Source organism: Streptomyces sp. NPDC017202, from assembly GCF_044331705.1.
Classification (GTDB): domain Bacteria; phylum Actinomycetota; class Actinomycetes; order Streptomycetales; family Streptomycetaceae; genus Streptomyces.
Genome location: NZ_JBIRNP010000001.1, coordinates 160,742 through 182,844 on the forward strand (window position 1 = coordinate 160,742; position 22,103 = coordinate 182,844).

Sequence of the window (22,103 nt, forward strand, 5' to 3'; positions counted from 1 at the left end):
GGGCGTTCACACTCCGGGCGCGGCGGGTACGACCCCCGCCGCGATCGCCGCGCCCAGGGCCGCGTGGTCGGCGGCGGTCTGGTCGGCGTAGGCGAGGGCGAAGTCGGCCACGGCGCGTTCGAAGGTGTCGGCGCCCCCGAGGTACCCGGCGATGGCGACGCGGTCGCCGGAGCGGGCGTGCGCGCGGGCCAGGGCCGTGCCGCACAGCCGGGCGTACGTGGCCAGGTCGGCCGGGGTCATGCCGGCGACGTCGGCGGAGCCCTTCATGTCGCGCAGCTGCCGCCAGTAGAAGGCGCGCCCCTGCGGCCCGGTCGTCCAGCCCAGGAAGATGTCGCTCGCCGCCTGCAGGAGCCGCTGACCGGCGACGACCCGGTGGCCGGGATGGACGTACGCCCCGCTCGGCAGGTGCTCCTCCAGCACCGACGGGCGGGCCTCCTTGAGCTGGAGGAACAGCGGGTCGTCGGTGTCGCGGCCGGTGAGCAGGACGACGAAGCAGCGGGTGCCGACGCTGCCGACGCCGACCACCTTGCGGGCGGCGTCGACGTAGCGGAAGCGGTCGAGGAGCAGGCGGCGTTCCTCGGAGAGGGTGGAGCGGTAGTCGCTGAAGATCTTGCGCAGGGTGGCGGAGTCGGAGGCGCCGGCCGGTTCGAGCAGCGGCGGGTCGTGCACGATGCGGCGGCGCCCGTCGACCACCTCGGTCAGCCGGTCGAGGGCCTGCAGGCCGGTGCGGCGGCGGGCCCGGGTGAGGCTGGCCCCGGCGCGCCGGCGGCGGCGGGCGGAACGGATCAGCGGCAGCAGGCGGTCGGCCTCGATGCGCTCGTACCAGACGGCGAGTTCACCGAGGCCGGACAGCCGTCGGACGGCGGTGCGGTAGGCGGCGGCGGTCTCCAGGGCGGCCCGGCGGGCCTTGGCCTCGCTGTGGCCGTTCTCCCGCGCGGCGACGGCGACGGAGGCCGCGAGGCGTTTGACGTCCCACTCGAAGGGGCCGGGGAACGTCTCGTCGAAGTCGTCGATGTCGAAGAGGAGGGCGCGCTCCGGCGAGGCGTACAGGCCGAAGTTGAGCAGATGCGCGTCGCCGCACAGTTGCACGGTCAGCCCCGTGTGCTGTCCGGCGGCCAGGTCGGCGGCCATCACGGCGGCCGAGCCGCGCAGGAAGGCGAACGGCGAGGCGGCCATCCGCCCGTACCGGATCGGCAGCAGTTCGGTCAGCCGGTCGCGGCCCTGGCGCTCCAGGACGCCGACGGGGTCGGGGCGGTCGACGGACGGAAGCCAGTAGGCGTGCGCGGAGCGGGAGGCGCGCTTGCGGGCGTCCCGGCCGCGGCGGGCGCGGTCGGCGGGGGTGGTCATGCGGGCTGCCTCTGCGTCATGGCTGGCCTCCCTGCTCGCGTGCACGCCCACGCGTGCGTACGGCTGTGCACGGGTGCCTACGACTGCGTGTGTGGGCTTGATCGCAGTGAAGGCCCGGCGGGGGGCCTCCGCACGCCGGGTACGGCGAACGGGTGACGCGGGGGGGCGTTGCCCATGGGCGGCGGATCTTCCGGAGGGGGCGTGGCGCGCCGGGTGCCGTGCGGGGCGGCACCCGGCGCCGCCCTCACCTGCTGTAGCGCATCAGCGCCCGCACCATGTGGCACGTCGTGTCCGACGGCGGGTGCACGCCGATGAGCAGGGCCGTGCTGCGGATCTTCTCGTTGCGGGCCTGGCTGGGCAGGTAGACGCCCAGGTCGAGGAGGGCTATCGCGAGGCGCATGGCCTTGAGGCGCCGGTTGTGCGTGACGTACCAGTCGCGGGGCCGTCCGGGCGGCAGCGGCCGCTTCTCCACGGGCACGTAGGGCTGGTCGAGTGGGACAGGTCGCTTCGTCTTGAGTGCGGCAGCGGGCACGGGCATCCTCCTGTCGCGGTCAGGGCCCCGGCCGGCACCTCCGGCGGAACCCTCGAACACTGCTTCTATTCTACGGCCCACCACTGACAAACGCCCCTGGCCAGAAGGGCTTTCGGCCCTGTTTCCGGCTACCGTGACCGGCATGGAGATCTGGATCAATCCCGCCTGTTCCAAGTGTCACAGCGCCCTCACCCTCCTCGACGCCGAGGGCGCCGACTACACCGTCCGCCACTACCTGGAGGACGTACCGGGCGAGGACGAGATCAGCGCCGTGCTCGACCGCCTCGGGCTGGAGCCGTGGGACATCACCCGCACCCAGGAGGCCGAGGCCGAGGAGCTGGGGCTGAGGGAGTGGCCGCGGGACGCCGCCGCGCGCGGGCGCTGGATCACGGCGCTCGCCGGGCACCCCCGGCTCATCCAGCGCCCGATCATCACCGCCGAGGACGGTACGGCGGTGGTGGCCCGCACGGACGAGGCCGTACGGGACGCTCTGTCCCGTTAGTCCGGCTGTGAACGATTGGTCGGGCGACGGGAGTCGGGGCGGCCACGCTGTTACCCTCCGCCGCCATGACCTTCGGTGATCAAGGATTCCCGTACGGACCACCCGAGCCGTACGCCCCGTTCACGGCCGAACAGGACCGGATCGAGCAGAACCGGATCGAGCAGGAGCGGATCGAGCAGGAGCGGATACGCCGGCGCCGGCGCAACCGGCGTCTCGCGGCCGCCGGGACCGGTGCCGTCCTGGCCGCCGCCGTCGCGGCCGGTGTCGTGATGGCGGCGGACCGGGACGGCGGGCCCGGCGGGGGCGGCCGGGACGCCGCTCCCCCGGCGGCCACCGCGACCGGTTCGGGCCCGGCCGTCCCGTCCGTCGACGCGTCCCTGCCCTCCGACGCCCCGAGCGCCCTGCCCTCGCTGCTCGCCCGGCCGGTCATCCGGCCGGAGCAGGCCTTCCCGGCGAAGAACGTCCGCGTCGGGGACGGCTCGCGGTACACCCGGGTCGATCTCGCCACCACCACCGACTGCACCCGCGGCATGTCGGCGGAGCTGGCCCAGCTGATCGAACAGGGCGAGCCGTGCTCCCGGTTGACGGCGGCGCTCTTCACGGACACGGACCGGCGCTCGCAGATCACGGTGAGCGTACTGAGCTTCGCCCGCGTCGAGGACGCCACCCGGGTGTTCATGATGGCGTCGATGGACCCGGTCACCTACCAGGTGGTCTCGCTGGACCCGCCGCCCGAGGCCGGCATGCCGACGGTGCCGCCGGGTTCGGCCGGGGTGTTCCGGCGGGTGATGACGGTCCGTTCGGTGGTGTTCGCCAACGGCCAGTGGGGCGACGGTTCGGAGACCGGCGAGGCCGAACTCACCGCTCAGACCGAGGGGTTGCTGCGGCACGTCAACGAGACGGTGGTGGCGTACGAGGACGGGGGGAACGGCTGAGCGGATCACCGGACGGAGGGGCGCCCGTGTGACGCACGCCACGTCAACTGACGCCGGTGACCACTGAGCAGCCCCGTTCGGTATCTCGTACATAGCGGCGTACTCTCCCCTACCTCCCAGGAGGCGCGGATGTCGCGCAGGAGAACTCTCGGCACGAAGAAGAAGCTCGCGCTGCTGGTGGGCGCCGCGACGGTGGCGGGAGGTGGCGCCTTCGTCATGGCGACCACCTCCAACGCCGCGCAGAGCCCGCGGACGGCCGCCGAGTCGACCGTCTGCCAGGGGCTCGCCACCGCCCTCGGCAACAACCAGCGGTTCATCGCCGACCAGCGGGCGAACCCGGACGCGCAGTCCGCGGCCCGGATCGCCAACCGGGAAGCGGTCGTCGGGCAGATCGAGGTGCAGCAGAAGGCGTCGGGTTGCGTCGTCGGGGAGTCGGCTCAGGACTCCCAGGCGACGCAGCCGGCGCAGGGCGGCCGGCAGGGCGGCGGGCAGAACGGGCAGGGCGGCGGGCAGCAGGCCACCCAGCCCGCCCGGCCGCCGCAGAGCGCCCCGGCCGGAAACACGGGCAACGCGGGCAACGCGGGGAATACAGGAAACGCCGGGGCCGCCTCCGGCCGACAGGTCTGCAACGGCTCGACCGTCACCCTCTCCGGCGAGGCGGGCGCCCCGGCCGCGTCCAGCAACCAGTTCCCGCCGGGGACGAAGCTCAAGGTCACCAACCTGGACAACGACAAGTCCACGACCGTCGAGGTGACCTCGGTCTCCGGCAGTTGCGCACTGCTGAACAACGCGGCCTTCGAGCAGGTCCGCGAGCCCGGCAAGTTCCTCATCCGCCGGGCCCTGATCGAGAAGGTGGGGTGACGTCCGGAAGAAACGTACGTGTCACAGGCCCCGCCGTCCGCGGCCACGGACGGCGGGACCGGCGCGTCCGGGCCCCGCGGCCGCACCTGCGGACGGCGGCTCCGGACCGGGCCGTCCCCTCACACCGTGAGCCGCGCCACAGCACCACCAGGTAACACGGGGTTCACATGCGAGCAATGGCCGGGAAATCGCCTGTTGACAGGCTGCCCGGCATCGAGTGCGGCGCCCCAGTGCCGCAGCGCCGCAGCACCCGCAAGTGCGTCTGACCCACCCCCGAAGGAAGTGGCCCGTGACCTTCAAGGCTGAGTACATCTGGATCGACGGCACCCAGCCGACCGCCAAGCTCCGCTCCAAGACCAAGATCATCACGGGTGAGCCCGCGGGTCTGGACGCGCTGCCGATCTGGGGCTTCGACGGGTCGTCCACGAACCAGGCCGAGGGCCACGCCTCGGACCGTGTCCTCAAGCCGGTCTTCACCTGCCCCGACCCGGTCCGCGGTGGTGACGACATCCTCGTGCTGTGCGAGGTCCTCAACATCGACATGACGCCGCACGAGTCCAACACCCGCGCCGCGCTGGCCGAGGTCGCCGAGAAGTTCGCCGCGCAGGAGCCGATCTTCGGCATCGAGCAGGAGTACACCTTCTTCAAGGACGGTTACCCGCTCGGCTTCCCCAAGGGCGGCTTCCCGGCCCCGCAGGGCGGCTACTACTGCGGTGTCGGCGCCGACGAGATCTTCGGCCGTGACGTCGTCGAGGCGCACCTGGACAACTGCCTGAAGGCGGGCCTGGGCATCTCCGGCATCAACGCCGAGGTCATGCCCGGCCAGTGGGAGTTCCAGGTCGGCCCGCTCTCCCCGCTGGAGGTCTCCGACCAGCTGTGGGTGGCCCGCTGGCTGCTCTACCGCACCGCCGAGGACTTCGACATCGCCGCCACCCTCGACCCCAAGCCGGTCAAGGGCGACTGGAACGGCGCCGGCGCGCACACCAACTTCTCCACCAAGGCGATGCGCGAGACGTACGAGGCGATCATCACCGCGTGCGAGTCGCTCGGTGAGGGCTCCAAGCCCCTCGACCACGTCAAGAACTACGGCGCCGGCATCGACGACCGCCTGACCGGTCTGCACGAGACCGCCCCGTGGAACGAGTACTCCTACGGCGTCTCCAACCGCGGTGCCTCGGTCCGCATCCCGTGGCAGGTCGAGAAGGACGGCAAGGGCTACATCGAGGACCGCCGCCCGAACGCCAACGTGGACCCCTACCTGGTCACCCGCCTGATCGTGGACACCTGCTGCTCCGCGCTGGAGAAGGCCGGCCAGGTCTGATCCCACGCTCCCGCCGGAACCGGATCCCGGATCTCCTCCGGGTCTGACTCCGCAGTCCGCCCGGAAGGGGCGCCCGCCGACTCGGCGGGCGCCCCTTGTCCGGTTTCCGGCCGGGACGCGTCCAAGCAGTGAGAGCGGTCTGCTGTCCGGGGCCGGTGTCTGCTTCAATGAGCCCATGGCCGGCTTCCAGCAGCACACCGCGACGGGTCGTCAGGACCTCGAGCCGTTCTGGCCTTCCCGTCAGCACCACGACTTCGACCGGGTCTGTCGCCGCGCGAGGAACGCGCCGGCCCTCTAAAGCCGTACACCCCGGTCTTCGGCCGGCGCGAACGACGTACGTCCCCCGACGGGCCCGACCACACATCGCGGCCGTCGCCTCCCGACGAACCTCTCGCGCGAAAGAGCTGACCTCTCATGGCGACCACTCGTTCCCTCCACAACGCCTCCGCTCTCCCCGCCTCCACCCTCCCCACCCCGGCCCTCACCGCCCGGCACCGCCTCCGCGCGGTGGACCGCGACGAGGTCGTGGACGTCCCGGACTTCCTGCCGCCGGGTGCCACCTGGCTGCCCGCTCCCGAACACACCCTGCCCACGCTGCCGGGGCAGCCACCGATGGTCGGCTACCTGGTGCTCGTCCCGGCCGACCGGCAGCCGCCGTTCCCGTTCGCGGCGGCGCCCGGCCGGCCGGCGCCCGAGGAGGCCACGGCCGCCGGTGAGGCGGTCGTACGGGTCGACCCCGTGCAGCGCACCGCGTGGGTGAGCGGGCGGGAACTCGACCTGACCTACCTGGAGTTCGAGCTGCTCGCGCATCTCGTCGCGCACCCGAACCAGGTGCACACCCGCGACCGGCTCGTCACCACCGTGTGGGGCTACGGGCATGTGGGCGACGGCCGTACCGTCGACGTCCACATCGCCCGGCTGCGCCGCAAACTGGGCGCGGAGCACCGCCGGGCGATCCAGACGGTGCGCCGGGTGGGCTACAAGTACACGCCGCCGACCGGTTCGTGATCCTCTGCTGACGGCAGAGCACGGTTCCCTCCCGGCGGCGGACCGGGCACAGTCACCGGCATGAGACTTCTGGTGCTGGGTGGTACGGAGTTCGCGGGACGGGCCGTCGTCGAGGCGGCCCTCGGGCGCGGCTGGGAGGTGACGGCCTTCAACCGGGGGCGGCACGCGTCCGTCCCCGGCGCGCGGACCCTGGTGGGCGACCGGACCGTGCCCGGCGGTCTCGCGGCGCTGGAGGACGGCGAGTGGGACGCCGTCGTCGACACCTGGTCGGCGGCGCCCCGCGCGGTGCACGAGGCGGCGCGGCTGCTGCGGGGCCGCGCCGGCCGGTACGTGTACGTGTCGAGCTGCTCGGTGTACGCCTGGTCCCCGCCCGCCGGGTACGCCGAGGACGCGCCGCTGGTCGAGGGTGCCGAGCCCGGCGCGGAGCAGACCGACTACGCCCGCGACAAGCGGGGCGGCGAGCTGGCGGCCGTGGACGCGTTCGGGGCGGCGGACTCCGTGCTGGTGCGGGCCGGGCTGATCCTCGGGCCGTACGAGAACGTCGGCCGGCTGCCCTGGTGGCTGAACCGGATCGCGCGCGGCGGCCCGGTCCTGGCGCCGGGGCCGCGCGAGCTGCCCCTGCAGTACGTCGACGTCCGTGACCTCGCCGAGTGGACCCTCAAGGCGGTGGAGCGGGAACTGAGCGGGCCGTTCAACCTGATGAGCCCTCAGGGGCACACGACCATGGGCGAGTTGCTGGAGGCGTGCGTACGGGTCACCGGCGGTCCGGCCGAACTGCGCTGGACCGCGCCGGAGACCGTCCTCGCCGCGGGCATCGAGCCGTGGACCCAACTGCCCGTGTGGGTGCCGCCGGGCAGCGACCTGCACGACGCCCTGCACGCGGCGGACGTCTCCCGGGCCCTCGCCGCCGGCCTGAGCTGCCGGCCGGTCGGGGAGACCGTCGCCGACACCTGGCGGTGGCTGCGGGAGATCGGCGGCGAGGCGCCGCAGCGCCCGGACCGGACGCGGAAGGGTCTGGACCCGGAGGTGGAGGCGAAGGTGCTGGCGGCGGGCGCGCGGTAGCGGCACCACTGCCCGCGCCGGCCGGTCCCGCCGGACCGGTCCCGCCGGACCGGGACCGCCGGACCGGGACCGCCGGACCGGGACCGGTGACTGCCGCAACCACCTTTGCTCATAAGACAGTTGAAGTGGAATTGTCCCGCGGATCTCTCATCAATTTCTGAGACCGCTGAACACCTGCGGGGCGGCGTGCGTATGGAGAGGCGCCGCTTCACTCCTGTCGGGCGCCTCGATGCTGCCCCGCAAGGAAGTCAGAGGAGTTCCATGGGACGCAACACACGTAAACGCCGTTCGTCGATGGCCACGAAGGCCGTGGCAGCATCGGCGGCCCTAGCGCTCGGTGGGGGCGGGCTGATCTGGGCGAACTTCTACGCTTCGGCGCACGAGTCGAAGAACTCGTCGCAGAACCAGACCAAGGCCGCCGCCGCGCAGGTGGCCACGGTCTCCTGCCCCGACGTGGGGCAGAAGCTGACGAACGTGCCCGGCGGGGCGCGTTCGGGGGTCGACAGGGAGCTGGCGAACCTCGACAAGCAGATCACCGAGGCCTACGCCCGGCTCGCCTCCACGCGCCAGGCGCAGGCCAACGACGCGGGCTTCGTGCAGAACGCGATCGTCGGCCCCCTGAAGGAGAAGCGGGCCGCCACGATCGACCGGATCCGCATCAACATCCAGCGCGCGGGCGGTCAGGTCCAGGACCTGAGCCAGCTCGCCGCCTGCACCACGCAGGGCGCGCAGACCAATGCCGGCGGCGGCCAGAACGGCGGCCAGCAGCAGAACGGCGGCGGGCAGCAGCAGAACGGCGGCCAGCAGAACGGCGGTCAGAACAACGGCGGCCAGAACAACGGTCAGCAGGGCAACGGCGGCCAGGGCGGCAACGGCCCGACGGCGGCGGACTTCGTCGACATCACCAAGGCCCCGCGGAACGCCCAGCTCGGCGTGGGGGCCAACGGTCTCGCCGCGAACGGCAACGGCGGATCGCGCGGCACCTTCACCACCTCCTGCGGCACCAACGGCAACGACAACCACAACACGGACAACGTGATCGTCGCCCCCGGTGTCACCAACGGCGCGCACCACCTGCACGACTACGTCGGCAACCAGAACAACGACGCGTTCGCCAGCGACCAGGAGCTGGCCGCGGCCGAGACCAGCTGCCAGAACCAGGGCGACAAGTCGTCGTACTTCTGGCCCGTGCTGCGCGTGCAGGACGGTTCGCAGGACTTCGACCAGAACAAGGACGGCGGCGGCAAGGAGGGCAACGTCGGCAAGATCCTCCAGCCGGCCCAGGCCCAGCTGAAGTTCGTCGGCAACAAGCGGGGCAAGGTCGTCGCGATGCCGACGGCGCTGCGCATCATCACCGGTGACGCCAAGGCCTTCGTCAACGGCAACGGCAACGCCAACGTCAACTGGAGCTGCACCGGCTTCGAGAACAAGGTGCAGCTGGAGGACAAGTACCCGATCTGCCCGCAGGGCAGCCAGGTCGTCCGCACGACCAACTTCCAGAGCTGCTGGGACGGCCAGAACATCGACAGCGCCAACCACCGCACGCACGTGGCGTTCGTGCAGGCGAACGGCACCTGCGCGAACGGTTTCAAGGCGATCCCGCAGCTCCAGGTCCGGCTGGTCTACAACGTCCCGGCGCCCAAGATCCAGAACGGGCAGGTCGTGAACCCGTACGCGGTGGACAGCTTCCCGGAGAACCTGCACAAGCCGATCACCGACCACAACGACTTCATCAACTTCTTCTCCCAGAACACGATGAACAAGATGGTCAACTGCATCAACACCGGCAAGAGGTGCAGGTGAGCGACGGTCCGGCCGGCTTCTGAGAGGCCGGCGGTCTGACCGCGCACGGAGAGGCCGGCGGTGAGGATTCCTCACCGCCGGCCTCTCGCGCTGTCCGCGCCCCGCGCCCCGTGACCCGTGCCCCGTGCCCCGTGCCCCGTGACCGGGAGTTCCCGGGGACTCAGTGCCCCGAGTGCGTCGCACCCTCCGAGGGTTCGTGCGCGGAGTGGTCCGTGCCCTCCTCGATGTCGCCGCCGAGCGTGTCCCGCAGCGCCGTGACGGTGCTGGTCTCCTCGCCCACGGCCACCCACTTGCGGCCGACCAGGTAGTGACCGCCGTAGTCCTTGGCCCCGTTGATCCACTCGCGCTGGCCGCGGTCGGTGGCGAAGGTCAGCAGGATGAACTTGCCGTCGGCGTTCTTGCAGATCGCCTGCCGGAGTTCGTCGGCGTCCGTCTGCATGTCGGGCGTGCACTTCACCTCGGCGGCCAGGTGCTCCAGACTGCCGGTCGCGGTCACCGGTACACCGCTCTCCGTGCCTTCGCCGGCACCACAGCCCGTCAGCACCAGCGCTGCCGCCGCGGCGGCGGCCGCCACGAGCATCGGTCGCGTCACCTTCATCTGTTCCTCCCTGCGAGAGCCTCGCTCTGGATACGGCTCCCGCGCCCGGTCCGCTCAACCTACCCGCGTCCCGAGGACACCCGCGGGCAGCCCGGAGGGCCTCGCGGCAGCCGGGGAGCCGTGCCGGGGCCGCCCGGCCGGCGGTGACCATCGCCCGGCTCGCTCGTTCTGCTGGACGTGCAGTCACAGGATGTCGCCCCGCGCCCCGCACCCGGTTCCGCCGCCGACCGGACCGTCGACGTCGAGCGGGCCGAGGCCGCGCTCGTCGAGCACTACCCGCGTCTGGTCCGGCTCGCCTATCTGGTGCTGCCCGCCGGTCTCGGCCGCGGCAGGCGCGTCCTCAGCGCCCACGCCCTCGTCCAGCGGGCCCTCCCCCGCCGCCGCGCCTCCGCCGTGGTCGTCCCGTCCCAGTCCGGCGCCCGCGACGGCGACCCCGGCTACGCCTACGTCCGCCTGCACGTCGTCCGCACGGCGCTGGAGGCGGGACTGCCGCTGAGGCGCCGGGCCCGGCCCAGGCGTGCCCAACTGCCGCCGCTGCTGCCCCAGGTGTGGGGGCTGCGGCTCTTCCCGCGCTCCGGCGGGGCCGACGAACTCGCCCTGGAAAAGCGGCTGTCCACCGTGTCGGGCCCGGCCCGCGCCGCCTACGTCCTGCGCGGACTGGAGAGGCTCCCCGACGGCGACGTGCGCGAGGTGCTGACCGAAGCCGGCGTCGACGACGCGGGTGCCGCGCTGCGGGAGGCCGACACCGTCCCCGCGCGGTACGCGCTGCTCGAGTCCGCCGAGTTCGACCCCTGTGCGCTCCAGGCCCGCCCCACCGACCTGATGCGGCGGCGCCAGCACACCAAGGCGGCGCTCGCCGCCGCGGCCGCGCTCGCCGTGTGCGGCGCGCTGGTCGCGCTGCCCGGTGACGGCTGGGGGCCCGACGGCGCTGCCGCCCCGGCGTACGCGCAGAACCCGGCGGCCGAAGCCGCTCTCGATCCGGCGCGGTTGGTGAAGGTCCCGCCCGCCGCCTGGAAGACCTCCGCGCGCACCGACTTCTCCGTCTGGCCCGCGCGCGGCGACCTCACCGGCGACGACGCGCTGCTGCGCCGCGCCCTCGCCGTCTGGGCCCGCCCCGGCGAGCGGGTGCGCGTCTCGTCGACGCCCGGCACCCCCTCCGGCGGCCCGGCCGGCCCGCCCCAGCTGCTGTACGCGGGCGACACCGCCACGGCCCGCGTGGTCCTCCTGTACGACGGTCTGCGCATCGCCCGCTACGCCGAGCCGAGGGACGGCACGACGGGCGCGGCGCTGGACTTCGCGCGGGTGGACGGCGCGACCGGCGCCGAGGCCGCGGCGGTGGTCCTGGACCGGGCCGACGGCAACGTCCGCTACCTGACGGCCCCCTGGGTGTCCGCGGCGGCCGAGCGGGACCTGTCGAAGCCGGGTGCCGGCCTGATGGAGCTGACCCTGGCCGGCGGCATCACCTCGCCGCTGTCCAGCCCCGCCACCCACGCCGGTGCCTGCACCACGTGGAACGTGCTCCAGGTGACCGACGCCTCCGGGTCGTACCTGCTGAGCGATCTCGGCGAGCTGGTGCCCGCCCGGCTGACCGCGGGCCGGCCCACCGCGCCGAAGGAGGCGACGGGCGCGGAGGCGCTGCGCACCTGGGCGCCGTTCGCGTGCTCCCTGGGCGAGATGCGCGCGCAGGGCGTGCGGTCGGTCAACGCCTGGGCGTACGCGCGCCAGCCGCTGCCCGACGCGGGCGGCCAGGCCCGCTGGGCGTGCACGCGCGCCGACACCTGGCGGGGCGCCGGGAGCCGGGTGCTGGCCCAGTTCCACACGTCGGGCGGCCTGTTCGGGGCGGTCACGGCACAGGCCGACGACGTCGCGGCCTGCGGACCGCGCGACCCGCACGTCCTGGCCGGGGTGCTGTGGAAGTCCGAGCCGGGCACCTGGTACCTCCTCGCCGCCGGGGACAAGGACACCGGGTCGGTGCGCGCGACGGGCGGGGTGAGCGGGTCCGGCGAGGGCAACCTGCTGGCCGTGCCGACGCGGCAGGGCGCGCAGGCCGAACTGGAGGGGACGCTGGAGGACGGGCGGTCGATCCGCGGGCTGCGCTGAGCGCCGTGCGAACACCGTGGCCGATCCCGTCCGTTCGCGTCCGGATTCGATCGGTAAGGTGTTCGCATGACTATCGGGGTTCGCCGCAGGATGGGCGTGGAGGAGCGGCGGCAGCAGCTGATCGGCGTCGCTCTCGAGCTGTTCGCCCGTCGTTCCCCCGACGACGTCTCCATCGACGAGATAGCCGCGGCCGCGGGCATCTCGCGGCCGCTCGTCTATCACTACTTCCCCGGCAAACTCAGCCTGTACGAGGCCGCGTTGAAGCGGGCCTCGGAGGATCTGGCGAGCCGGTTCACCGAGCCGCACGAGGGGCCGCTGGGGGCCCGGCTGCTGCGGGTGATGGGCCGGTACTTCGACTTCGTGGACGCGCACGGCCCCGGCTTCTCGGCCCTGATGCGCGGTGGCCCGGCGGTCGGCTCCTCCACCACGAACGCGCTCGTCGACTCCGTGCGCCAGGTCGCGTACGAGCAGATCCTGTCGCACCTGGGAGTCGCCGAGGCGCCCGCGCGGCTCGAACTGGTCGTCCGGTCCTGGATCTCGCTCGCCGAGTCGACCGCGCTGATCTGGCTGGACGGGCGGCGCGTCCCCCGCGAGGAGCTGGAGGTCAAGCTCGTGCGCGACTTCGCCGCCCTCACCGCCGTCACCGCCGCCTACGACGAGGAGCTGCGCGCCCTGCTGCGGCCGGTCCTGAGCGAGGAACCGGGCGACGGCCCGTTCGGCGACCTGATGACCCGGCTGGTCGCACTGGCGTCGTAGGACGGGGCGGGGCGGGGCGGCTTCTCAGGCTTCGTGCTTGCGGTACGACGGGTCGAGGTCGCGTACCTCGGCGGAGGCGTGCAGGACCGTTTCGGCCGCGGGCTTCACGTGCTGCCGGAGCAGTTCCAGGACCGTCTCGGTGAGCCTGGCCTTGGTCTCCTCGGTGCGGCCGGCCAGCAGGGCGATGTGGACGTGCACGATGGCGTGGCCCTCGGTGTCGGGGCCGACGACGGCGTCCTCGGTGCGGCGGAACCGCGTCTTGCAGGCCGGCGGCTTGGCGGCCGCGATCTCGACCACGGCCCGGTGCAGCGCGGTGGCGAAGCCGGGCCGGTCGAAGTCGTCGGCGAGCCGGTCGGAGTAGTCGACGGTGATCTGCGGCATGGGCACCCCTTCTGGACGGCCCGGTGGTGGGCCACGGGGTCAGCCTATTGCGCGAGCCGCAGCGCCAGCATGGCGATGTCGTCCTCGCGTTCGTGGCCGAAGCAGTCGAGCAGGGTGTCGCACAGGGCGTCCAGGCCGGGCAGGGCGCCGGTGGCGGCGGCGCGCAGGTGTTCCATCGACACGGCGAGGTCGGTGCCCCTGGTCTCGATCAGACCGTCGGTGACCATGAGGAGCCGGTCGGTGGGGTCGAGGACCAGTTCGGTGGGCGGCGGGTGGGGCACGCCCAGGCCGAGGAGCGGGCCGGCGGCCTTGGCGTAGTCGGCGCCGCTGCCGTCGCGGATGATCAGCGGCGGGATGTGCCCGGCGTTGGCGATCCGGATGCGGCCGGTGCCGGGCTCGATGGCCACCAGGCAGAGGGTCGCGGTGACCGCGGGGTGGTAGTGCCGGAGCATCCGGTCCAGCCGTTCGGCCAGCACGGCCGGGTCGCTCTCCTCGACGCAGTGGGCGCGCAGCGCGTGCCGGATCTCCACCATGACGGTGGCCGCCTCCAGGGAGTGCCCGACGACGTCGCCGACCGCGGCCAGGTGGCCCTCGGGGGTGCGCAGGGCGGCGTAGAAGTCGCCGCCGATCTCGGCCTCGCGTGACGCCGGGACGTAGCGGACGGCGACCTCGACGCCCGGCAGTTCGGGCAGCCGGTGCGGCTGGGGCAGGAAGCTGTGCTGGAGGGTGAGGGCGACGTGCCGCTCGGCCTGGTACATGAGCAGCGGTTCGGCGGCGAGGGCGGTGGCCTGGGCGAGCCGGGCCACCAGGGCCTCCCGCTCGGGGTCGACCCGGCGTACGCCGCGGGTGGGGGTGGCCAGGCAGACCGCGGCCCGGCCGTCGGCGGTGGGGATCAGCGCGAGGCGGGCGTCGTGTTCCACGCCGGGCCGGAAGAACCCGGCGGGCCACAGCGGCGCGGGCACGGTGGTGATCCGCACCCCGCTCTGTCCGCGGGTGAGCCGGCGGAGCAGGGCGGCCACGGTCCGGTGGGCGCCGGTGTCGGGCGCCGCGAGGGAGGTGCGGTCGCGGGAGGTGCCGCGGTACAGCTCGTCGTCGGGGCCGAGGACGAAGACGGCGGCGGGGCCCGCGGTGAGGCGGGAGGTGCCGTCGGCGGCGGCTTCGGCGAGTTCCTGCGGGGAGCGGGCCGCCTGGACGGCGGCGATCGTCTCCGACAGCAGGGCCAGACTGCGGGCCAGCAGGTGGTCGTCGGCGCGCAGCCGGGCGGCGCGGACGGCGGCCCGGACGACGGCGTCGACCTCCCCGGGCCGGGCGGGCAGGGCCAGGTGGGCCTCGGCGCCGGCGTCCGGGCCCTGGCAGCGGTCCGCCGGGGAGAGGGGGGCGGCGCTGACGTGCACGACGGGCAGACCGGCCAGGTGCGGGCGGGCCTTGATGCGGCGGCACAGGTCGAAGCCGCTCATGTCGGGCAGGTCCACGTCGACGAGGGCCACGTCGGGCAGGGTGCCCTCGCGCAGCCGTGCGTCGAGTTCGTCGAGTGCCGCGCGGCCGGTGGGGGCCGTGACGACCTGGTGGCCGGCCCGGCGCAGCAGGGTGCCCATGGCGAGGCGGATGGCCGTGGAGTCGTCCACGACCAGCACGGTCACCGCGGGCCGCCTGCCGCCTGCCTTCATCGTGTCGCCCCCGGACACAGCGGTGGAGCAGACCGGGTTCGAGGTCTGCTCCACCAAGGTAGTGCGATTTTCAGGGAGTGCGGGTGAATACGGCGACGGTCCGTGCCGGAACGGTGAAGGTGCCGGTGTCCGTCGCGTAGGCGGCGGCCTTGACGGTGTTGTCGGCTCCGGCGGCCTGCACCGGGTGCAGGCGGTAGCCGGTTCCGGCGAGCGCGCCGACCCGCTGGTCCTGTGCGTCGGGCGTGGCGTTGAACACGACGACCAGGTCGCCGAGTTCCATGGTGATGACGCCGGGTGTCTCGTCCTTGCCGGACAGCGGGAAGGAGAGGGCAGACTGGACCTGTGTGGCCGTGGCGAGGGAGAACGCCTGCTCCGTCGTGCGGATCCTCAGCAGGTCCTGGTAGGCGGCCGAGGCGCCGCCGATCTGGGCGCAGCCCACGCCGACCTTGGTCAGCAGGGGCTTGGCGTAGGACCACTTGGGGGCGTTGTCGGCGGCCGGGGGCAGGCCGCGGGCGAAGCCGTTGCCGTCGGCGCAGTTCCAGTGGATCGCGTTGAACCAGTCGCCGCTGTCGTAGGAGTTGCGGTCCAGGGACTTGGAGCGCAGCAGGTCGGTGCCGGCCTGGGAGAGTGCCGGGCCCTGCGAGAGGGTGGCCGTGGCCATCGCCAGGACCTGCATGCGGGCCCGCTCGGCGGCGGAGGTGTCCGCCGGGAGCTTGAAGGCGAGGGCGTCGAAGAGCGATTCGTTGTCGTGGGCGTCGGTGTAGGCGAGGGCGTCGCCGGGAGCGGCCGCGTAGCCGGCCGGGGCGCCGTTGTAGTCGACCTTGGCGCCGGTGACCTGCTTGCCGGAGGTGTCGGTGAAGCGGTAGGCGGCGAGGTTGCCGCTGAGGCCGACCTTGATCAGGTCCTGGTAGTGCAGCAGGCGGGCCTTCTGTTCGGCGGGGGTGCCGTTGGCGGCGTTCGGGTTGGGGTCGGTGTAGAGGCCGGAGGCGAAGCCCTGCACGCCCGGGTCGGCGTCGAAGGGGCCGCCGCCGCGGACGGCGTCGCGGGCGCGGTCGGAGAAGGTGGCGATGCCGGTGCCGGCCATGTTCTTCTGCGTGGCCTGGACGAAGCGGGCGTCGTCGGCGACCTCGCCGAAGTTCCAGCCCTCGCCGTAGAGGATGATCTTCTTGCCGTCGACGCCGTCGCGGGCGGGGGTCAGGGCGTCCAGGGCCTTGCGGACCGCGAGGATGTTGGCCTTGGGGTGGTGGCCCATGAGGTCGAAGCGGAAGCCGTCGACCTTGTACTCCTTCGCCCAGGTGACGATCGAGTCGACGACCAGTTTGCCCATCATGGCGTTCTCGGTGGCGGTGTTGGCGCAGCAGGTGCTGTTGGCGACCGAGCCGTCGGCCAGCAGTCGCTGGTAGTAGCCGGGCACCACCTTGTCGAGGACGCTGGTGGACGCCTGTCCGGCCGCGGCGGTGTGGTTGTAGACGACGTCCATGACGACGCGCAGGCCGTCCTGGTTGAGCGCCTCGACCATCTTGCGGAACTCCACGGTACGGGCCGTGCCGTCGGGGTCGGTGGCGTAGGAACCCTCGGGGACCGTGTAGTGGTAGGGGTCGTACCCCCAGTTGTAGGCGTCCTTCGCGGCGGTCTTCGCCACGCACTCCTGCTGCTGGTCGGAGTCCGCGGCGTACGACGCGAGGTCGCAGTCGGCGGTCTCCTGGTCGGTCTTCTCCTCGGGGACGGTGGCGATGTCGAAGACCGGCAGCAGGTGGACGTACGACGTGCCGGACTTCGCCAGCTGCCGCAGGTGCGCGGAGCCGTCGCTGTCCTTGTCGGTGAAGGCGAGGTAGGTGCCGGGGTCGTCGGCCGTCGGGTCGGCCACCGAGAAGTCCCGGACGTGCAGTTCCTGGATCTGGGCGTCCTCGAGGGGGACGGCGGCGGGCTTGGCCAGCTTCGACCAGCCCTCGGGGGCGAGCGCCCTGTCGTCGAGGTCGACGACCAGGCTGCGCGCGGAGTTCGCGGTCAGGGCGACCGAGTAGGGGTCGGTGACCTTGTTGGTGACGACCTGGCGGACGCTGGGCGCCCACACCGTGACCGCGTACCGGTACGGCTTGTTCTTCCAGGACTTCGGGCCGGTCACGGACCAGACGCCGGTGGCGTCGTCACGCTTCATCCGGACGGTGGAGCCGCCGATCTCCAGGGCGACCTTCTGCGCGGTCGGCGCCCAGACGGCCAGGGTGGGACGGCCGTCGCGGAACGTCGGGCCCAGGTCGGCCCGGGTCGCGCCCGCGTAGAGGTCGTCGAGGACGCCCGCGGTCTGCACTCCGGTGGCGGCGAGGACGGCGCCGTTCACGGCCCGCTGGGAGGCGACGACCTGGCCGCGCAGGGCCTCGCGGACGCGGTCGCGGTCACGGGGGTCGACGGTGAAGGCGGTGTAGTCCTTCAGGTGCGGGAACTTCGCCTTCTGGGCGTCGGTGAGGGTGCTCTTCGCCAGCCGCAGCCAGCGCTGGTCGGCGCCGGTGAGCGTGCCGTCCTTCGCCGTGATCGAGCCGGTGCGCGAGTACAGCAGCTGGGTGGAGGCGGCCGCGTCGGAGCCGTTCCAGGCGACGGTGTTCCGGTCGATCCAGACCGCCTTGGAGGTGGTGAGGTCGAGGGCGGCGGCGGAGCCGGCGGGCTGCGGCAGGAGGTACTTCTCCTGGCCGTTCAGCAGCCACACCTCGTGGCCGTTCGCCGTGAGGTCCAGCGACTGGTCGGTGGGGAGGTCCTTCTCGTCGCCCCGGTGGAGGATGTAGCTGAGGCTGGTGGCGCCCTCGGTGAGCGGCACCTCGAAGACCGCGCCGTAGCTGTCGGTCCGCACCGGCTTCAGCGGGTTCGACCACTCGGTGGGGTTCGCGGCGCCCGTCCAGGTGTGCAGGCCCCAGCCGTCGTAGTTCCCGTCGGCCCGGTGGTAGTGCAGGACGGCCTTGCTCTTGTCCTGTGCCGGGTACGCGGGCCGTTCGGTGAGGACGGTCTCCTTGCCCTGCTCGATCCAGATCTCGCCGGTCTTCGTGACGTCGATCGTGCGGTCGGCGGAGACGTCCTTGTTCCCCTGTCCGTCGATGACGAGGAAGCCGACGCCGGACGCGCCCGGCTTCAGCTTGACGTGGGCGAAGGCGCCGTACGCGTCGCGGCCGGTGAAGGGGTGGCTGTCGGGCCAGTTCGTGGACTCGCCGTCGGCGAGGTCGCCCCAGGCGTACAGGCCCCAGTCCGCGTAGTCGCCGTCGGTGCGCTTGTAGTGGACGACCGCGTAGTCGCGGGAGGAGGCGGTGGGGATCTCGGGGGCGGGCGGGGTGTTGGTGGCGGAGGCGGCGGTCGCGCTCGCCGTGCGACCGGCCGAGTCGATCACCACGGCCTTGTAGCGCAGGGCGGTGCCGGGGGGCACGTCCTCGCCGATGACCTGCGTGACCTTGTAGGGGGCGTGGTCGGCGGAGCCGAGCGTGCGCCACTTCCCGTTGCCCACCTGGGCGGCGAAGACGACGCGGTTGAGGCCGCCGCCGTCCACGTCGGCGCTCGGCTCGACGGTGCCGGTGGCGCCGGCGGCCGGGGCCCGGAGGGTGACGGTGGGCTTCACGGCCGGCGCGGCGGGCCTCCCGGCCGCCTTGAGGACGATCGCCGAGCCCGCCGGGACGGTCACGGTGATCTTCTTGCCGGCGTCCGAGGTGACGGTCGCGGAGGTGCCGTGGAGCCCGCGGAAGGCGGTGCCCGCCGAACCGGTCTCGAAGGTCGCCGACTTGGCCTCGCCCGCGTTGTTGAAGGCGACGACGTACTCGGTGCCGGTCCTCGCGTCCGTGCGGGAGAAGGCGTAGACGCCCGCGCCGTCCGCCGCGTACCGCTCGGTCTGGATGCCGTCGGTGAGGGCCGGGTGGGCCTTGCGGAGCGCCGCGAGGGTGCTGATCTGCCGGTAGAGCGGGGCGCCGGTGTCGTAGGCGTCGGACGCGTGGGTGCGGTCGGTGCCGATCTCGTCGTCGTCGAGGTAGTCGGCGGTCTTCGAGGCGAACATCGTCTGGCGGGCGTCCTTGTCGCCGCCGGCGCCGGTGAAGCCCTGCTCGTCGCCGTAGTAGACGACGGGGTTGCCGCGGCTGAGGAACATCAGCTCGTTGGCGAGCCGGTCCTTGGCGAGCAGTTCGGCGTCCGTGGCCTTCGGGTTGTCCTGGGCGAGGAAGGTGCCGAAGCGGCCCATGTCGTGGTTGCCGAGGAAGGTGACCTGTTCGTAGGCGTTGGCCTTGTCGGTGGTGTACCGGTAGTCGTCGCCGAAGACGGAGGCCAGCTTCTTCGCGCTGCCGCCCTGGGAGACGTACTGGCGGGCCGCCTCCTGGAAGGGGAAGTCGAGGGTGGCGTCGAGGCGGCCCTGGGTGACGTACGGGGAGGTGACGGCGGTGTCGGCGGAGTAGACCTCGCCGAACATGAAGAAGTCGTCGCGGCCCCGCTTCGCCGCGTAGGCGTCGAGGGCCGTGGCCCACTGCGTCCAGAACTCCGTGTCGACGTGCTTGACGGTGTCGATGCGGAAGCCGTCGACGTCGAAGTCCCGCACCCAGCGCTGGTAGATCCTCTCCATGCCCCGGACGACCTCGGGACGCTCGGTCCACAGGTCGTCGAGGCCGGAGAAGTCGCCGTACGTCGAACTCTCGCCGGCGAAGGTCGAGTCGCCCCGGTTGTGGTACATCGTGGGGTCGTTGAGCCAGGAGGGGACCTTGAGGTCCTTCTTCGCCGACGGCACGGTGGGGGTGCGCGGGAAGGAGCCGGCGTCGACCTCGGGGAAGTCCTTCGTGCCCGCGTGGTCGGCGTCGTCGAAGGGCTCGCCGTCCTTCGTCAGGTACGGGAAGGCGCCCTTGGCGAGGTAGCCGTAGGACTTCTCCTCGTAGTCGACGACGTCGGCGGTGTGGTTGGTGATGACGTCGAAGAAGACCTTCATCCCCTTGGCGTGCGCCTTGTCGATGAGGGTCTCCAGGTCCTCGTTGGTGCCGAAGTGCGGGTCGACCTGGGTGAAGTCGGTGATCCAGTAGCCGTGGTAGCCGGCCGAGGCGTCCTTCCCGGTGCCCTGGACGGGCTGGTTCTTGAAGAGGGGCGCCATCCACAGGGCGGTGGTGCCGAGCCCCTTGATGTAGTCGAGGCGCCGGGTCAGGCCCTTGAGGTCGCCGCCCTGGTAGAAGCCCTTGTCGGTGGGGTCGTAGCCGGTGGCGAGGCGGGAACCGGTCAGGCCGCCCTTGTCGTTGGCGGTGTCGCCGTTGGCGAAACGGTCCGGCAGGACGAAGTAGAACTGCTCGCGGGTGAGGTCGTGCCGGGCGGCGGTCTTCGCCAGCGCCGCGTCGGAGGGCGGCGGGGGCGGGGTGGCGGCGCGGGCCGCGAGCGGCTGCACGAGGGCTGCCGCGAGGGCTGCCGCGGTGACCGCGGCGACCCGCCCGGCACGGTGGGTGCGGCGCGTCCCGGGCGCCGGCCATCTCGGTGTCACAGGTGTGAACTCCTTGCGATTACGGCTCATGGGGTCCGACCCCTGCGCCACGGGACGGCTGTGTCGCCGGGCGCCGGCGCGACCGTAACCCCGGCGAAAGGCTTACAGCAAGGGTCGTGAAAGACTCGGCAAGAAATTTCACGACCCTTGCTGTCACGCGGTCAGGTCACCCGGTCAGCAACTGGACTTGCCCGCGTAGAGGGCGAGCGCCGTGTTCGCGGCCAGGGTGGCGGTGAACCGGCCGCCCGAATCGACCGTCACCGTCGTGTTGTTCTGCACGTTGCAGTACGTCCCGGCGGACAGCGAGGTCTGGTAGGTCCGGCTCAGGGAGCCGCTCTCGTGGTTGATCGCGACGTAGCCCTTGGAGCCCCGGCCGAAGGCGATCGCGTCGCCGCCGTTGTCCCACCAGTTGGTCACCGACTGGCCGCGGGTGGCGTTGCGGAAGGCGACCATGCGCTGGATCTCCGGCCAGGCGTGCTGGCACTTCCAGCCGTTCTGCCAGCAGGCGGACACGGAGCCGCCGTTCGGCGGGCCGGCGTCGGTGTCGGAGAACTCGTAACCGGAGTTGATGTCCGGGGCGCCGTAGGGCCAGGCCAGCATGAAGACGTTGGCCAGCGTGTAGGTGGCGCCGTCCTTGTAGCTGAGCGTGGAGCCGTTGCGCTCGGTGTCGTGGTTGTCGACGAAGACGCCGGAGACGGAGCTGTTCATGTAGCCCCAGCCCTCGCCGTAGTTCTTCAGGTAGGCGAGGTTCTCGTTGTTGAAGACCCGCTTGAGGTCGTAGGCGTACCGGAACTCCTGGACGTCCCCGTTGCCGGTGTACTCGGTGGGCTGGACGGCCTCGCCGCTGCCGTAGATGACCTCCTGCTTCCAGTAGGCGTTCGGGTTCGTCAGCCGGGACTTGATGTTGGCGAGGTCGGCGGCCGCGATGTGCTTGGCGCCGTCGATGCGGAAGCCGTCGACACCGAGGGAGAGCAGGTCGTTCAGGTACCTGGCGATGGCCCCGCGGACGTAGTCCTCGCCGGTGTCGAGGTCGGCGAGTCCGACCAGTTCGCAGTTCTGGACGTTCCAGCGGTCGCTGTAGTTGGTGACCTGCGAGGTGCAGTTGTCGAAGTCGTACGAGGAGTACAGGCCGGGGTAGTTGTACTTCGTGTACGACGAGCCGCCGGTGCCGGTGCCGCTGCCCGCGGACATGTGGTTGACGACGGAGTCCACCACGACCTTCACGCCCGCCGCGTGACAGGTGTTCACCATGTTCTGGAAGGCCGCGCGGTCGCCGAGGCGTCCGGCGATCTTGTAGCTGACCGGCTGGTACGACGTCCACCACTGGGCGCCCTGTATGTGCTCGGCGGGCGGGGAGACCTGCACGTATCCGTAGCCGGCGGGGCCGAGGGTGTTGGTGCACTCCTTGGCGACGGAGGCGAAGTTCCACTCGAAGAGGACGGCGGTGACGTCCTTGGTGCCGGGCGGGGAGGCCTGCGCCAGGGACGGGGTCATGACAAGGGCGGCGGCCGAGAGGGCGAGCGCCCCGGAGAGGGTTCTGCGTGCCATGTGGGGTTCCTTCGACGTTGAAGGGTGTTGAAGGTTCTTGCTGAAAGATTCCAGCAACCTTGCGGTGACGCAGATGTTAAAGGCCCGCTGCCTGAAAAGGCAGCGGGCCGGGAGAAGTTGATGCAAGAAGTTTCGCGGGGCCGTCAGGACGTGGCGGACCGGGCTGTCACGTCACGTCGGTCCGAACCGGAACGAACCGGTCCGGACCG

At 72.3% G+C, this 22,103-nt stretch carries 16 protein-coding genes; 9 read left to right on the plus strand and 7 right to left on the minus strand.

Features of this window, described 5'->3' with window-relative positions; genetic code table 11:
• Positions 1–6: 6 nt before the first annotated feature.
• Both ACH4N1_RS00725 and ACH4N1_RS00730 read right to left on the minus strand, forming a co-directional pair.
• A complete protein-coding gene (locus tag ACH4N1_RS00725; RefSeq protein WP_398093486.1) occupies positions 7–1,347 on the minus strand; it encodes a DUF2252 domain-containing protein in 1,341 nt (446 codons plus the stop codon).
• 244 nt (positions 1,348–1,591) lie between these two features.
• Positions 1,592–1,879: a hypothetical protein gene (locus tag ACH4N1_RS00730; protein ID WP_398093487.1), complete on the minus strand. Its 288-nt coding sequence runs from the start codon at positions 1,877–1,879 to the stop codon at positions 1,592–1,594.
• A 142-nt stretch (positions 1,880–2,021) separates the two neighbouring features.
• Between ACH4N1_RS00730 and ACH4N1_RS00735 the strand changes: the two genes are divergently transcribed.
• The 7 genes from ACH4N1_RS00735 (at position 2,022) to ACH4N1_RS00765 (ending at position 9,371) form a co-directional block, all read left to right on the plus strand.
• Positions 2,022–2,381 carry an ArsC/Spx/MgsR family protein gene (locus ACH4N1_RS00735; protein WP_398093489.1) on the plus strand — a complete coding sequence of 120 codons (360 nt, stop codon included), beginning with the start codon at positions 2,022–2,024 and terminating at the stop codon, positions 2,379–2,381.
• Positions 2,382–2,446: 65 nt separating this feature from the next.
• Positions 2,447–3,316 carry a hypothetical protein gene (locus ACH4N1_RS00740; RefSeq protein WP_398093490.1) on the plus strand — a complete coding sequence of 290 codons (870 nt, stop codon included), beginning with the start codon at positions 2,447–2,449 and terminating at the stop codon, positions 3,314–3,316.
• Positions 3,317–3,445: 129 nt separating this feature from the next.
• Entirely contained in the window at positions 3,446–4,177 is a 732-nt protein-coding gene (locus ACH4N1_RS00745) for a hypothetical protein (protein ID WP_398093492.1), read from the plus strand.
• A 289-nt stretch (positions 4,178–4,466) separates the two neighbouring features.
• Entirely contained in the window at positions 4,467–5,498 is a 1,032-nt protein-coding gene (gene glnII / locus ACH4N1_RS00750) for a glutamine synthetase (protein WP_363087119.1), read from the plus strand.
• Between the two features lie 414 nt (positions 5,499–5,912).
• Entirely contained in the window at positions 5,913–6,506 is a 594-nt protein-coding gene (locus tag ACH4N1_RS00755; protein WP_398093494.1) for a winged helix-turn-helix domain-containing protein, read from the plus strand.
• Between the two features lie 60 nt (positions 6,507–6,566).
• Entirely contained in the window at positions 6,567–7,568 is a 1,002-nt protein-coding gene (locus tag ACH4N1_RS00760) for an NAD-dependent epimerase/dehydratase family protein (protein ID WP_398093495.1), read from the plus strand.
• A 261-nt stretch (positions 7,569–7,829) separates the two neighbouring features.
• Complete coding sequence (locus ACH4N1_RS00765) at positions 7,830–9,371, plus strand: DUF1996 domain-containing protein (protein ID WP_398093497.1); 1,542 nt, start codon at positions 7,830–7,832, stop codon at positions 9,369–9,371.
• 160 nt (positions 9,372–9,531) lie between these two features.
• Here ACH4N1_RS00765 and ACH4N1_RS00770 read toward each other — a convergent pair whose 3' ends face one another.
• A complete protein-coding gene (locus ACH4N1_RS00770) occupies positions 9,532–9,969 on the minus strand; it encodes a hypothetical protein (protein ID WP_398093498.1) in 438 nt (145 codons plus the stop codon).
• Between the two features lie 177 nt (positions 9,970–10,146).
• Between ACH4N1_RS00770 and ACH4N1_RS00775 the strand changes: the two genes are divergently transcribed.
• On the plus strand, positions 10,147–12,069 hold the full coding sequence (locus ACH4N1_RS00775) for a hypothetical protein (RefSeq protein ID WP_398093500.1): 1,923 nt from the start codon (positions 10,147–10,149) through the stop codon (positions 12,067–12,069).
• Between the two features lie 66 nt (positions 12,070–12,135).
• Positions 12,136–12,825 (plus strand): TetR/AcrR family transcriptional regulator, encoded by a 690-nt coding sequence (locus ACH4N1_RS00780; protein WP_398093502.1) that lies wholly within the window; start codon positions 12,136–12,138, stop codon positions 12,823–12,825.
• A gap of 24 nt (positions 12,826–12,849) precedes the next feature.
• On the opposite strand, the gene ACH4N1_RS00785 is transcribed toward ACH4N1_RS00780, so the two are convergent.
• From ACH4N1_RS00785 to ACH4N1_RS00800, 4 genes are all read right to left on the minus strand, one after another.
• Positions 12,850–13,206: a 5-carboxymethyl-2-hydroxymuconate Delta-isomerase gene (locus tag ACH4N1_RS00785; protein WP_382782313.1), complete on the minus strand. Its 357-nt coding sequence runs from the start codon at positions 13,204–13,206 to the stop codon at positions 12,850–12,852.
• A 44-nt stretch (positions 13,207–13,250) separates the two neighbouring features.
• A complete protein-coding gene (locus ACH4N1_RS00790; RefSeq protein WP_398094375.1) occupies positions 13,251–14,873 on the minus strand; it encodes a SpoIIE family protein phosphatase in 1,623 nt (540 codons plus the stop codon).
• A gap of 70 nt (positions 14,874–14,943) precedes the next feature.
• Positions 14,944–20,346: a pullulanase-type alpha-1,6-glucosidase gene (pulA, locus tag ACH4N1_RS00795; RefSeq protein ID WP_398093504.1), complete on the minus strand. Its 5,403-nt coding sequence runs from the start codon at positions 20,344–20,346 to the stop codon at positions 14,944–14,946.
• Between the two features lie 174 nt (positions 20,347–20,520).
• A complete protein-coding gene (locus tag ACH4N1_RS00800) occupies positions 20,521–21,894 on the minus strand; it encodes an alpha-amylase family protein (protein ID WP_398093506.1) in 1,374 nt (457 codons plus the stop codon).
• Positions 21,895–22,103: the final 209 nt, after the last annotated feature.